Source organism: Spongiactinospora gelatinilytica (genome assembly GCF_003236385.1).
GTDB lineage: Bacteria > Actinomycetota > Actinomycetes > Streptosporangiales > Streptosporangiaceae > Spongiactinospora > Spongiactinospora gelatinilytica.
The window spans coordinates 1-12,227 of the sequence record NZ_POUA01000237.1 but is presented as its reverse complement, the minus strand read 5'-3'; the positions used below and the strand labels follow the sequence as shown (position 1 = coordinate 12,227).

Annotated in this window: 8 protein-coding genes; 7 read left to right on the top strand and 1 reads right to left on the bottom strand. The window is 67.0% G+C overall.

Going from position 1 to position 12,227, the window contains the following annotated elements:
- The first annotated feature begins 2,032 nt into the window (after positions 1-2,032).
- The 7 genes from C1I98_RS25665 to C1I98_RS45805 all read left to right on the top strand — a co-directional run bounded on the left by C1I98_RS25665 (position 2,033) and on the right by C1I98_RS45805 (position 10,297).
- On the top strand, positions 2,033-2,701 hold the full coding sequence (locus C1I98_RS25665) for a type II secretion system F family protein (RefSeq protein ID WP_111169991.1): 669 nt from the start codon (positions 2,033-2,035) through the stop codon (positions 2,699-2,701).
- Positions 2,702-3,564: 863 nt separating this feature from the next.
- Positions 3,565-4,500, top strand: coding sequence for a type II secretion system F family protein (locus C1I98_RS25655; RefSeq protein WP_233508172.1), 936 nt, complete (start codon positions 3,565-3,567; stop codon positions 4,498-4,500).
- Positions 4,501-4,880: 380 nt separating this feature from the next.
- Positions 4,881-5,441 carry a TOPRIM nucleotidyl transferase/hydrolase domain-containing protein gene (locus tag C1I98_RS25650; protein ID WP_111169988.1) on the top strand — a complete coding sequence of 187 codons (561 nt, stop codon included), beginning with the start codon at positions 4,881-4,883 and terminating at the stop codon, positions 5,439-5,441.
- A gap of 1,060 nt (positions 5,442-6,501) precedes the next feature.
- Positions 6,502-6,741 (top strand): hypothetical protein, encoded by a 240-nt coding sequence (locus C1I98_RS25645; protein ID WP_146607622.1) that lies wholly within the window; start codon positions 6,502-6,504, stop codon positions 6,739-6,741.
- 404 nt (positions 6,742-7,145) lie between these two features.
- The gene (locus C1I98_RS44325) at positions 7,146-7,442 is read left to right on the top strand and encodes a DUF4244 domain-containing protein (RefSeq protein WP_306461919.1); all 297 of its coding nucleotides are present in this window, start codon (positions 7,146-7,148) and stop codon (positions 7,440-7,442) included.
- A gap of 932 nt (positions 7,443-8,374) precedes the next feature.
- A complete protein-coding gene (locus C1I98_RS45130; RefSeq protein ID WP_306461918.1) occupies positions 8,375-9,115 on the top strand; it encodes a TadE family type IV pilus minor pilin in 741 nt (246 codons plus the stop codon).
- Between the two features lie 696 nt (positions 9,116-9,811).
- Positions 9,812-10,297 carry an Rv3654c family TadE-like protein gene (locus C1I98_RS45805; protein ID WP_368773545.1) on the top strand — a complete coding sequence of 162 codons (486 nt, stop codon included), beginning with the start codon at positions 9,812-9,814 and terminating at the stop codon, positions 10,295-10,297.
- 201 nt (positions 10,298-10,498) lie between these two features.
- Here the strand turns inward: C1I98_RS45805 and C1I98_RS25625 are convergent.
- The coding region (locus C1I98_RS25625; RefSeq protein ID WP_438672108.1) for a Zn-binding domain-containing protein at positions 10,499-12,227 on the bottom strand (1,729 nt) is incomplete at its 5' end.

Below are 12,227 nucleotides of genomic sequence, written 5' to 3'. Positions count from 1 at the left end.
GCCTCCCCGCCCTCGCCGACCGGCTCCCCGCCGGCGCCGTCACAGACCTGCGACCTCCACCGCGCAACCGCACGACCCCGCGCCGGTCAGACGACTATGGCCCGAGCACCCGGTTTCCGCAGTACGACCCGGCGAGTCCGCGGCACTCAACAGGCGACTGCGTGAACTTAGGCCTTTGGGAGACTGCCCCCGTAGGTCCGCGACCGGGCCCACGGCTTCAAGACGCTGATCGCACGAGCCAGGGGCTTCGACAGGGCGATCCTGCACGGCTGCGGCCATCAGAGGAAGATCCCCCGAAGCTCCATCCTTCAGAGGCCGACCCCAGAGGCTCGCGATTCCCAGACGATGCTTCTTCGGGCTTGCGGTCATCGGAGAGCGAGCCGGCAAGGTCGGGGTCACCGAAGAGTGATCCGCCAAACCCGTGGTTTGCGGATCGCGGTCGCCCCAGCCGACAGCCTCGAGACGGTGATCCTCCCCGGCTTCGGTTGCCGGAGGGTGCTCCGGGGCGCTCGCGGGCTCTAGAAGGTGATCGTACGAGTTCGTGGCTGCAGGAGGGTGGTCCTTCGAGTCCGCGGTTTGCGGATGATGGGTGCCCGGGCTCAGGGTTTCGAGACGGTGATTCTTCCGGGCTTCGGCCGCCCGGGGATGGGGATGGCCCCGCAGGCTTGCAGTTTCCGGACGGTGAGCGTGTGAGCCTGTGTCTTCGCGAGGGTGATCCTTCGGAGACGGGGCTTTCGGAGGAAGGTCGTCCAAGTCCGTGGCTTGCGGATCGCAGTCGCTCGGGTTCAGGGCTTCGAGACGGTGATCCTCCCCGGGAGGGTGCTCCGGGGGGCTCGCGGGTTCTAGACGCTGATCGTACGAGTTCGCGGCTTCGGGATGGTGATCCTTCGGGTTTGCGGCCTTCGGAGGGCGACTCAGCGAGGTCGGGGTCACCGAAGGGGGGTGCTTCGGGTCTGTGGTCTACGGATGACGGGTGCCCGAACCCACGGCTTCAAGCCGATGATCGTACGAGCCCGGAGCTTCGAGCGGGTGACTCTTCTGATCTGGGTCCTTCCGAGAGCGATCCGGCCAGGCCGTGGTTCCGGAAGAGTGGACGGGCGAGCCCGCACTCGCCGGACGGTGATCACGCGAGCTCCGGGCTTCAGGAGGGCGAACCCGCAGCAGTGCGGCTTTCAGACAGCGATTCCGCGCGCCTGTGTTCCCTGAAGGGTGATCGCACAAGCCGACAGCCCCCAGAGGTCGACTCCACGGGCCCGCAGCCTCCAGGCGACGCTTCCGCGTCGCCATGTCGCCTGCGGGACGATCCCGCACGCCCAGCGCTTCCGGAGGCGACTTCATGAGCGCCATGGCCACGGCCGTACTCGCCGCCCTGGCGGTATGGATCTGGACCCTGCCCAGCCCCGCCGGCGCGAGACTCTCCCGCCTCATCGCCGCCAGGTCCGCCCATCCACCAGGTCCAAAAACCGCCGCCGCTGATCCCGGCGGACTCCCATACGGCCTCCAGACGACCGCCATCCCGTCCCTCACCGACCACCTACGGGTCCACCGAGACATGACCTCCACCCCTGGAACCCCTGTCTCTCCTGCCCAGGGGCTGGTCACAGGCCCGTACACCCGCGCGGGCCGGAGACCTGCCTCCGCGGCGACAGCGCCCCCATCCCGTGACCTCACCATGACGCCGTACGCCCAGGCGGACGGAGGTCCAGCCCCCAAGGGCGCCGTTTCCCTGCCCCGTGGTCTTTCCATGGCACTACGCCCCCGCGTCGGCGCAGCGGCCGCTAATGGACCGCCTATTCCGGTCAGCCACGGGCTGGCCATAGATCCGCGCACGCGTCCGCCCGCGGCTTCCGCGCCCCGCCCGCTCCTGTCCCTCGCCCGACGACTGGCCACAGGTCTGTACGCCCATGCGGATACGACCCAAGCACCCAGGCCGGCCAACTCCCCGGCTCGACGGTATGGCCCCGCACATATGGGGCTCATCCCCAGACCCATTCGTCCCGATCCAGAACGGGCAGCTCCCTATGAGATCTCGATGGAGCCCGCCCGGGGAGACTTCAATGCCTTGATCCGCCTTGTGACCCGGATCGGTGCGCCTCTCATAAGGCGCCTCCCGTTCGCTGACCGTGTGGGACGCCGGTCGGCCCGAGCGAAGGCCACCGCGCTGTGGCACACGGCCTGTATTGAGTTGTGCCACGGCCTCGGAGCCGAACTCGCGGCCGGACGCAACCCGGCCGAGGCCCTGTCCCGAGTGGTGGCATGGGTGCGCTTCCCGGAGCCATCGGCGGCTCAGGCACTGGACACGGCAGCACGCAACGGTGGTGATGTCCCGGCGATCCTCCGGGCCGTCGCCCCGGAGGAGGGCGGTGAGGGTTTGCGCCGGCTGGCAGCGTGCTGGCAACTGAGTTCACGCGTCGGAGCGGGCCTGTCAGCCCTCATCGATCGGGTGGAGACCGGGCTCAGGGCCGCACAGGCTCACCGCCAGGACACGGCCGCCCAACTCGCGGGCCCGCGAGCCACCGCATGCCTGCTGGCCGCTCTGCCGCTCTTGGGGCTGCTGCTGGCCACAGGAATGGGGATGAATCCCATCGGCTTTCTCTTCGGCGGGCCCATGGGGTTCGGCTGCCTTCTGGTAGGTCTGTCACTCAACGCATGCGGGCTCTGGTGGACCAACCACCTCGTAGCTCGTGCCGAACGGGCGTGAGCGGGCATCCCACAGACTTGCGAAATTCCGTGCCACACCGAGCACACAGACCCACCGGAACCCCTTGGACCCCGGAACGGTCAAAGCGACGACCAACGGCACTCGCCCCCAAACCCGCAACTCGTTCCTCCCTGGGCACCGGACAGAGGAACCCCATGCGCACTTGGCGCCAGAGAGCGCCAGGGTGGCGAATCGGGTCGCAGAGCGGGAGATGTTCGGTGGTCGGCATGGACGTCCCGCGGATTTCTCACCTTGAGCCAAGCCCGGTCACGGGCCGGGAGTGTTGCTGCTCTGCGGCATAGCGCGAACTTCGCACCGCGGCACTGAGGCGCGGCCGGCCGGGCGCGCGGGAGAGCCGTCGCTCGCCGCGTATGCAGCCTATGAGGCTCGGCCGCAGAAATTCCTGCCACGGGCCGGAACATGACCTTGGTAGTTCAGTACCTATCAGGAGAACCTATCCAGCCCCAAGTTCCACAACACCGCCACCGGCTCAAGCCCGAGAATCCGATCTCTGATCTGCTCTACGCGATCGATTGGAGGCGCTGCTGCGGCCACATCAGGCATCGGAAAAGTGGAGCGAAGTGGTGGCGACATGAAATTCCACCTCTCTCCGGAGGTCACCTCTGACCTCTCCTGGAGTGACTTCTGCTGATAAGTGAGGTTGAGCAGTGACCTGGATTTTGCTCGCGGTAGTAGCGAGCTCCCTGGCAATGTGGCTGTGGCTTGCCGCGCCAACGGCTGCGGATCGTTTGCTGGCGATCCGCGACGCGGATCAGCTACGCCGCCAGAGGCGTTCTGGTTCGGCTCCCCGAGACGGGTTCGGTCGGCATGGCCACCTTCCCAGGGCTCTCATGCTCGGCTCAATGGAGGGCATGGAGCGCGATCTTGGGGCGCTCGCCCACGACGAGGAGAACGGCCCGGTTCGGCATCTCCCAGAAGAACCCGCCCGTGGCCTCGAAGATCATTCGCGCGGTGGGTTCATGGCCGGAGCTCTTCCTATCGCAGGCGTTCACCCTTACCGCCGCGATGCCGGCCGCCAGGCTGCCGAGGTGCATGCCATCACCAGCAGGACAGAGCAAGGCGCTCCACGATCGCCACGAAACAACGAACCGGGAAAGGCCATGGCCAGGACAACGCACCGGGCAATGCCCGCTTCGCCCAGTTCTCCGACTGCGCTCGTCGTCCGACCGGACGCGGCCGGCATCCGCGAACCGGCCATTGCGAGCGGGATGGCGGTCCTCGGGATACTGATCTTTGGCGCCAGTGTTACCGGTGTGCTCGTGGGTGGCGTCGCTTTCGGCGGGACCATTCTCACCCTCCGCACGCGAAGGCCGCCGGAGTCCCGCCACGAGACGGCGCACGTAGCCGACGATCTTCCCCTCGCTGCCGACCTGATGGCCGCCTGCCTGCGCGCGGGCCAGCCGATGACCAGCGCCGTAGAAGCGGCCGCGGCCGCAATAGGCGGCCCCCTCGGCGATCGGCTGAGCTGGGTGAACGGCCAGCTACGGCTAGGGGCCGCACCGGATTACGCCTGGTCATGGCTGCTGCGGGAGGACGCCACAGCCCAACTCGCACGTACCATGATCCGTGCCGCGACCACCGGCTCTCCCGTTGCCGAAGCCCTCACCCGCCTCGCGGACGATGCCACCGCGACCGCCAGAGCCGCCGCCTCCGCCGCAGCCCGCCGAGTCGGTGTTCAGGCGGTGGCACCACTCGGACTCTGCTTCCTTCCCGCCTTCGTCTGCCTCGGCATCGTCCCCGTGATCGCCGGACTCGCCGCCCAAGTATTGACCTTTTGATAGAAGCGTTCTCGGCAACCAGCGATATTTACGAATATCGGGGCAATGTAGAATCGTTGACACAGGTGGCTCATGCCCTTCGGCTAAGGGGATAGGTTGATGTACCCGCTTGGCGTTAGCGCTCTGTAATGGCACCAGTTCTACTTCCAGGCCGAAGGGTTGGGCTTCTGGGCCGCCCTTGGGCTGGCTGAAGGGACTATGACCAGTCTTGGCATTCTATTCGAACTGACCGCTCAGGGCGCAGCGAGGCGAACTATCAGGCTTCGGCAATAGGAAGAAAATAAGCCGGGCGACAGTCGGAGAGCATGAACTGCGGTTGTGACGACCCGCCAAGGCGTAAAGGAGTCGAACCCCTCCACGTTCGGTGGAAAGCTGGGCTCGTGAGCGACACCCACACAGTGGTCCTGGTCGAGGGCGCCAGCGACAAGTCGGCCATCGAAGCGCTGGCCAAGCGCCATGGCCGGAACCTTATGGCCGAAGGCATCGCGCTTCTCGCGATGGGCGGTGCCACGAACATCGGGAAGTACATCGGCAGGTTCGGCCCCCTTGGTCACGGCCTACGGCTGGCCGGTCTGTGTGATGCCCGTGAGGAAGGTGACTTCCGCAGGAGCCTGGAGCGCGCCGGCCTCGGAACCGACCTCAGCCGAAGCGATCTGGAGGCGCTCGGATTCTTCGTGTGTGTCGCCGACCTGGAAGATGAGCTGATCCGCGCCCTCGGAACCGCGGCGGTCGAGCGCGTTGTCGACGTCGGCGGCGAGCTCAGCTCATTTCGCACGCTCCAGAGGCAACTCGCATGGCGTGGCAGAAGCACTCACGATCAGTTGCGCCGTTTCATGGGCTCGGGCAGCGGCCGCAAGATCCGCTACTCCGGTCGCCTCGTCGAAGCACTCGACCTGGATCGCGTACCACGGCCCCTGGACATGCTGCTGGCCTACCTATAGGCAACCGTAGAAGCGAGGGCGGAGCGCTACCCCGCTGCGATCATGGAGACGGTTCTCTGCCGGGCCGATGAGGCTTCTCGATCATGCTAAGTACGAACGTAATGCGCGGCGGCCCGTCGCTGGCCATGTCCCGTCAGGTGGCCTTGTAGAAGTCAGCGATCCTCCGCGCGGGCCTCGATCTGGGTGCGAAGGGTGACGATGCACGTACTCGACCTTGAGCGTGCTGTTCAACACCTGGCCCGCCTTACGCATCTGAGCCGCCCTTGCTCGTTTCATACGCTGCCGTAGAAGCCTCGGCCTCCGAGCAAATTGGCCAGGGCAGGGCTATGACTTGCGCCATTTCATCCTCGGGCAGTCTCGTAGTTTTGAAACACCGCGATGGTTTTCACAGATAGCCGGTTCAAGGTCTCGGCCGAGTCGGGCGAGCGCGCCGACGGCTCCACATGCCGCCCCGCAGTGGCCGCCGAGACGCTAACCCAGCGCCCGCCAGGGAGAGGTCTCGCTGTTACGCAGGTAGGCCAAGGCCAGGGGGCTGCTGGCCCGGGTTGAGTCGCCGCCATGGCGAGCGGACCGCCTTGCACTGCCGCCGGGTGATCCCGACCACATGGTTGAGCGTCCGCGAGGACAAGTCGGCGGCGGCACGATAGAGACCCCTGGACCCCAGGTCCAGTGATTGTTCTTGGTCGATCCAACCTGTCTACCAGGGCTCTCTTGCGTCGCCGCTCCTTCGCGCGAACCGCGATCACGTTGTGATCAGGCCCCCGCAGGCGAGGACGAAAGATGTCAGTGTCGATTCGATCTCCGTGCGGTGTGCCCGAGCGCGAATCAGTGAGCCCTTTTGCCCTCATATTCGCTGCTCAGAGGCGAGCGTGAGCTGTCACATCCGTCTGACCAGGCGTAAGGTGACCGCGCCCGGCCCGGCCCGAGTCGATGTACCGCCCGCTGAGCTGGTTCAAGCGACCGGAGTACATGGGCTCAGCGTCGATCCGGCTACACCGCGCGGAACTGGACGCGCACCTGATGACTATGTGCCACTGTCATGCCCTGCGCTGATACGACCATGACGGTCGGTAGTCCGGGGGAGGTGTTGAAGGCGGCGCGCGTCCGCACCAGGGCGGGGCTTCGGCGGACCGGGGGCCGCCTGGTCGCGTACGACGCGAGCAACGGCGCCCGCCCATGGCGTCGTCTTCTCGTGGTGTCGTCGTCCGGCACCGGCACCTACACGCAGGCGAGCCTAGAAGGGCGGCACGCCCACGTTGAGCGCGCGCCGCTGCAAGCCCGGCGCATACCGCGTACCTGACCCGCGCGGCGACGCTCCGATTCCAGGCCTGCCACAAGGTGACCCGTCGATGGTGTTGTGGGACCGAAGACACGTACCGAGGCCCCCGCACCGGACCGCCCCGTCTGAGGAGCGCCAAGCCGAATTGCACCACCTCGCAGGAGCTCGGCAGTGCAGATCTTGGCGGGCCGCGAGAGCGATGGAGCCCGGGCGCGAGGGGGCTTGTGACGGCGTGGGCACGGCCGGCCGGCAGTCGCATTTCGGAGATCTCGTGGCCCTGGAACGTTGTCCACAGGGCGGGATTCCAGCGATCTTGCGGTTATCCACAGAATCACGTTCGGCCGCTTGGCGGGGGCGGGGAATCGGCGATTCTGAACGCGTTGTCGCCGGGCGAAGGGCCTGGGGCCGGAGAGCGGGAGGCCGCGATGGACAGGTTGATGACGATGGCCAGGGGGATCTGGCGGTGGCCGGGCCGGGTGAGCGCGCTGCGCGTCGGCAATCGGGCACGTGCTGCGGTGGTGTCACTGGCTGCACGCTGCGTGAGACGGGTCGCGTTCGCGGCGAAGGGCGGCTCAGACCGGGGCATGTCCACTGCGGAATACGCGATGGGCACTCTGGCGGCCTGCGGGTTCGCCGCGCTCCTCTACAAGGTGGTGACCGGGACGGAGATTCAGGAGGTGCTGATGAATCTGATCAACAAAGCCCTCAGCGTCGCCGGCTAACGCCTTCGACCCGCCGGGGGTGTCCGGACTGAGCGGGGGCGAAGAGGGCCTTCGGGGAGATGTGAAGCCATGCTTCGACCTTCGAGGTGCCGACCGTTCCTTCCAGCGTCGGACACTCCCCATGCGCGTAAGAGTGTTCGTTGCTTATGGAGTGTCGCGGTCCTGTGGGGTGGTGTTGGCATGGTGAGCCCGCCATGGCTTTATGGGGTGGCAGGCGCCATGAGGTCATCCCAGGCAGGGCCGCCGGGCTGGGGGTGTGCGGTGATGGTGTCCCGTCCAGTGGTGCAAGTGCGAACGTTCAGATTGGACATCGCATAGGCCGGCCGCTCGGGCTGCGGCCAGTTCGACCACTTCGGGGGACGTGATCGTTGAGGTTTGTGAGGGCGGCCTTGGCCTACATGGCGATGGCCATTCCTACCAGAGCTGGATAGTTCCCATGCTCGATGTAGGAACCGGTTCGCTTGCGCCTGCTTTCGGAAGCCTCTGGGTGGGCGTCGCCGTGTCCTGCAGCGTGGCGGAGTTTCGTCCGCTGCGGACACTGCGATCAAGGGCGCTCTCGCCCGTAAGCGGCGAGGGGGCACCTGCTATAGACGGTCCCCTGTGAGGACCGCCGCAGCGGGTTCACGCCACCCGGCGGGGGCCGCTGTCGGCATCAGTGGGTCCTTTTCAACTTCAACCGGTCGCTTGGCCCCCGGGTCAAAGGCGTCTCTATCGGGCTCGGGCCGGGCATGGTGCCCCGCAGGACGCCTGGTCATGCGGCTACGGCGTCTCGTTTACCGCCTCTGACCAAGGAGCTTGAGGTTGAAAAGGTTCAGTGATGACATTCCCGGAGGTCGTCGCTACTTCCACTTCCGGGAGGTCCTGTCGGCGGTGGCCCCTGTGCGTGGTTATCCGGGGCTTGTGAGGTTCGTAGATGGTTATGGAGGGACGACATGGGCGATCTACAGCGTGCTCGGCATTGCGCTGCTAGGAGGGGCACTGGGAACTGCGAATCCGGCGGCCCTCGCACGTTCAGGAAGGTCGTGGCCGGTTCGCCCGGTGGCGGCCTGAGCGGCGGCCGAAGTGCCAGTGGTTCGCGTGCATCTCCCGCAGAGAGGCAGCGTCGGCGTGCAGGAGGCATGGTGGGCGTGTTCCTCGGCCGCATGGTGAGTGCTTGCGTTCGTGTGCTGGGTGAGCGCTCGGCCCCTTTAGTCCGCAGGCCCGGTTCCCGATCCTCCATCGCGCGGGTGCGTTACGGCCGGGCAGCAAGCATCCCTTCGGACCAGCGCACGAGACGGACAAGTGCGCGGCCGGGCGTCCTATTACCGGGTTACGGGCGGTCTCGAGGGTCGGTGACGGCCGAGACTGCGGCCGTGTTGCCATCGCTGATGGTGGTTTTGGCCGCGGCCATATGGGCGGTGGCCGTGGTCGGGGCCCAGCTTGAATGCGTGGACGCTGCCCGAGCCGGCGCTCGGGCTGCGGCGAGGGGAGAGTCGATCGAACAGGTTCGCCAACTGGTGGCAGATCTGGCTCCTGACGGCGCGGAGGTCGCCGTACTGCGGGATGCCCGCACCACCAGGGTGAGCGTGTCCGCGCAGGTGCGTCCGAAGTGGGGTGAGCGACTTCCTGCGGTCTCTGTGGGAAGCGATGCCGCGGCGATAACAGAACCGGGCGCCGACGAGGCGACGACATGAGACCCATGCGATGCGAGTCGGCCAGTCGGCGACATACAGGGCCTGCGCCCTGGGGCGTGAAAGGAGCTTTTATGTCGCTGCCGGTGGGCAGTGGTTGTTGGGCCCTGGCTTTGTCGGAGCGAAGTGGCGCGTTCGCCGCCCGGGGCAACTATCCCTGGTGGCGTCCCGTGAGGTGGGGTGAATTTCGCACGGTGGTCCTTACATAGGCCCTATCGGTAGTGGATCTTGCTCATTTGGGCATGGTCTGCTGCGGGTGCCGCTGATTTATCCCTGGGGGTGGGCGGCTTCGGGGCCGTTGAAACTCTGTGGGCGCGCTCTTGGAGGCGTGCGGTGAGGCGGGGATGTGCGGTTCTGCCTTGGGGAGCTGGCGTTCAGAGTGTGGTGTGGGTGACGCTATTCGGGTGTATGGCGGAAAGTGCGAGCGCTGTGGTCCGTCTGCTACAGCCGGCGGTCCTGGACCTGCTGGCCGCTGGATTCACTCCGCATCACGACTCGGCGCTTGGCCACTGGCAGTCGATTCTTGTCGCTAAGTTCGATAGCGGCGATGTGTGATCATACGTCGATACCCAGGTTGCGGCGGTGCCTTTTCTTGGAGGTCGCGTCTCGCGGAGTGGCGCGTGATGCCCGACCTGAGCGTTCCTATCGCGCTACTTGGCGGGAGGCCATTGCTTGGCGACATGCGCTGCTCATCTGAGCGTGGCTTGGCGGGGATTGAGCGTAGTAGGGGCGCCTGGGATTGGAGATGGCCGGAAAAGGATCAGAAAGGAGCTCGGCGTGGGTGCTGGCGGGTGTGTGGACGGCATAGAGGAGCGGGGGTCGGCGACGTTGTGGGTGGTTGCGTTTATGGGGGTTTTGATGGCGATGGCGATGGGGGTGGCCTATGTCGGGATGGCGCGGGTGGCCGTACATCGGGTTCGAAGCGCTGCCGACCTCAGTGCCCTGGCTGCTGCCCGGGTGGTCGTGCGCGGAGCCGATCAGGCATGTAATGAGGCGGAGTCGGCGGCCTCGGCGAATCACGCGGTGCTGGAACGCTGTCAGGTCGATGGGCTGATAGCGGAGGTCCGGGTGTCCGTACGGTACTCGTTACCCGGTTTGGCCGAACGCCGGGTTACGTCGAGGGCTCGGGCGGGGCCTGTTCGCCGGCCTTCCAGGCCGCTGTCGGCCGGGCATCGACCGCTGTGATCAACTCTGCCTTTCGGGCGCCGCATTGGGGGTTGGGGTTGATCGGCTGTGGGATGTGCCGGCCCACGATGAGGGGCCTCATGCGATGGGTCCCTCACCCCATGGGGTTCGCCTACCGGTGGCGGCATGCTACCGGCGAAGGCGGTCGGTGCCTGCCGGTTTCTGGTGGGGTGTTCCAAGTCTGGGCGTCTGATGGCGGGGTCAGGGGTGGGAGGAGAGGAGGGCGTTGAGGAGACGGACGGCGCCGAGCTTGTCAAGGGGTTCGTTGCCGTTGCCGCACTTGGGGGACTGGATGCAGGAAGGGCATCCGTAGTCGCACTCGCAGGACTCGATCGCCTCGCGTGTGGCCGTGAGCCATTCCCGGGCGCGGGCGAAGCCGCGTTCGGCGAAGCCGGCGCCTCCTTCGTGGCCGTCATAGACGAAAACGGTGAGGAGACCCGTATCCGGGTGGAGTTCGGTGGACACACCGCCGATGTCCCAGCGGTCGCAGGTGGCGAAGAGGGGGAGGAGGCCGATCGAGGCGTGTTCGGCCGCGTGGGCGGCCCCGCCGATGTGCAGGCCGTGCTCCTCCGCCAGGGGGGTGATGAGCGCCGTGGGCAGTGTCCACCAGACGGCGCGGGTGCGCAGCGTGCGGGGTGGGAGGTCGAGCGGCTCGTCGCCGAGCACCTCGCCGCTCTGGAGGCGGCGCTTGAGGTAGGAGACGACCTGGCGGGTGACCTCCACCGTGCCGAAGTGCAGTTCGCCGGAGCCGAGGGGGTGTGAGCGCAGGGAGTCGAGTACCGCGATGTCCGTGACATCGCGCGCGTAGGTGGTGTAGTCGGGCTGGGCGGTGGTCACCAGGGCGATGTCTTCGTCGAGATCGAGGGTGTCCACCAGGAAGGTCTCTCCCTGGTGGATGTAGACGGCGCCCTCGTGAACCGTGGTGTGGGCCGACGGTTCGTCCACCGTGCCGAGAAGGCGTCCGGTCGATGTCTCCACGACCTGGATCGGTGCTCCGCCGGAGCCTCGGATGTCGGCGAGGTCGGTCGCGCGTTCCCGGCGTGTCCAGAACCAACCTGACGTGCGCTGCCGGAGCATGCTCCGCCGTACCAGGTCCGCGATCACCTCGGGGGCGGTGGGACCGAAGATGGGAAGGTCGCTTTCGGTGAGCGGGATTTCGGCGGCGGCGGCACAGAGGTGTGGGCCGAGGACGTAGGGATTGTCCGGGTCGAGGACGATCGCCTCGACGGGCCGGCCGAACAGGGCCTCGGGGTGGTGGACGAGGTAGGTGTCCAGGGGGTCGTCTCGTGCGATCAGTACGGCGAGCGCGTCCTGGCCGTCACGACCGGCGCGACCGGCCTGCTGCCACAACGAGGCCCTGGTGCCGGGCCAGCCCGCGATGAGCACGGCGTCCAGGCCCGACACATCGACGCCGAGTTCGAGGGCGTTGGTCGTGGCGAGGCCGAGAAGCTCGCCTGAGCGCAGGGCCTTCTCCAGCGTTCTCCGGTCCTCGGCGAGGTACCCCGCCCGGTAGGCGGCCACCTTGTCGGGGAGGTCGGAGGGCAGGTGCTCCCATTCGGGTCTGGCCGTTTCAGCGGTGAGGGGCTGTGCCGGTATGCCGGTGTCGGGGAGGTCGGTGGGCAGGTGTTCCCATTCGGGTCTGGCCGTTTCAGCGTTGGGGGCGTGCGCTGGCATGCCGGTGTCGGTGCCGCCGGGAACGGGCCGTGGGTTGTGGAGCCTGTCGTCGGCGTCGATGGAGTTAGTGGTCGGCTCGGTATGGGGCTGCGTGCGGTCCCGGGGGGCTTCGGGCTGGCCTGGGCCGGATCGGGGAGCGCCGGCACTGCTGGGAGGCGTGGTGGTGTGCGCGTCGGTGGGGTCGAAATGGGGGTCGGATGCGGACACCGGGCTCTGAGGCACGGCGAGGTGAGGCTGGGAGTGGGGGGTAGCGGAC